This window comes from Amycolatopsis rubida, from assembly GCF_900115345.1.
GTDB classification, from domain to species: Bacteria; Actinomycetota; Actinomycetes; order Mycobacteriales; family Pseudonocardiaceae; genus Amycolatopsis; species Amycolatopsis rubida.
Genome location: NZ_FOWC01000039.1, coordinates 1 through 1637, shown reverse-complemented (window position 1 = coordinate 1637; position 1637 = coordinate 1). Strand labels below are relative to the sequence as shown.

1 protein-coding gene is annotated in these 1637 nt (G+C 66.4%); it reads right to left on the bottom strand.

The window, feature by feature from the left end; translation table 11 throughout:
* The coding region (gene dnaE / locus BM362_RS46010) for a DNA polymerase III subunit alpha (protein ID WP_143132668.1) at positions 1 to 1637 on the bottom strand (1637 nt) is incomplete at both ends.

The following is a 1637-nucleotide window of genomic DNA, read 5'->3' as shown; positions in this document are numbered from 1 at the left end:
TAAATCGCCGACTTGTCCTTGTTGTCCCCCACCGACGTCAACAACGCGGCCATGTACTCCGCGGTGTAGTTCGCCTTCAGATACGCCGTCCAGTACGCGATCAGGCCGTACGCGGCGGCGTGCGACTTGTTGAACGCGTACCCGGCGAACGGGAGAATCGTGTCCCACAGCGCCTTGACCGCTTCCGGCGAGAAGCCGCCCTCGACGAGCGGACTGGACTTCATGCCTTCTTCGAAGCCCTCGTACTCCTTCTCCAGGACTTCCTTCTTCTTCTTGCCCATCGCGCGGCGGAGCGTGTCCGCTCGGCCCATCGTGTAGCCCGCGACCTTCTGGGCGATCTGCATGATCTGCTCTTGGTAGACGATCAGGCCGTAGGTCTCGGACAGGATCTCCCGCAGCGGTTCCTCCAGCTGCGGGTGGATGGGTTTGATCTGCTGCCGGTTGTTCTTGCGGTCGGCGTAGTCGTTGTGCGCGTTCATGCCCATCGGACCGGGGCGGTACAGCGCGAGGACCGCGATGATGTCCTCGAACCCGGTCGGCTGCATGCGCCGCAGCAGGTCGCGCATCGCGCCGCCGTCGAGCTGGAACACGCCGAGCGTGTCGCCCCGGCCGAGGAGCTTGTACGCCTCGGGGTCGTCGAAGCCGAGCCGGTCGAGGTCGATCTCCTCGCCGCGGTTGGCCTTGATGTTCTCCAGCGCGTCGCCGATGACAGTCAGGTTGCGCAGGCCCAGGAAGTCCATCTTCAGCAGGCCGATGGCCTCGCACGACGGGTAGTCCCAGCCGGTGATGATCGAACCGTCGTCGCGCTGCCACACCGGGATCGCGTCGGTGAGCGGTTCGCTCGACATGATCACCGCGCAGGCGTGCACGCCCGCGTTGCGGATCAGGCCTTCGAGGCCGCGGGCGGTGTCGAAGATCGTCTTGCACTCTTCGTCGGTCTCGACCAGGGTGCGGACCTCGGCCGCCTCGGCGTAGCGCTCGTGCTTCGAGTCGACGATGCCCGACAGCGGAATGTCCTTCGCCATGATCGGCGGCGGCAGCGCCTTCGAAATCCGGTCCGCGATCGAGTAGCCGGGCTGGCCGAAGTGCACGCGGGCGGAGTCCTTGATCGCCGCCTTGGTCTTAATCGTGCCGAAGGTGATCACCTGCGCGACCCGGTCCGCGCCGTACTTGTCGGTGGCGTACCGGATCATCTCGCCGCGGCGGCGGTCGTCGAAGTCGATGTCGATATCGGGCATCGACATGCGCTCCGGGTTCAGGAACCGCTCGAACAGCAGCTTCTGCGGGATCGGGTCGAGGTTCGTGATGCCGAGCGCGTACGCGACGAGCGCGCCCGCCGCCGACCCGCGGCCGGGGCCGACCAGGATGCCGACCTCCCGCGCGTGCTGGATGAGGTCGGCGGTGATGAGGAAGTAGGACGGGAAGCCCTTGCCCTCGATGACGCCGAGTTCGTAGTCGCAGCGTTCCTCGTAGCCGTCCGGGACGCCTTCGGGGAACCGCCACTTGAGGCCCTCGGCCACCTGATGACGCAGCCAAGAGGCATCGGTGTGGCCCGCGGGGACGTCGAAGACCGGCATCCGGTCCTTGTGCGTGTACACGTCCTCGTACGACTCGACCCGCTCCGCGACCAGCAGCGT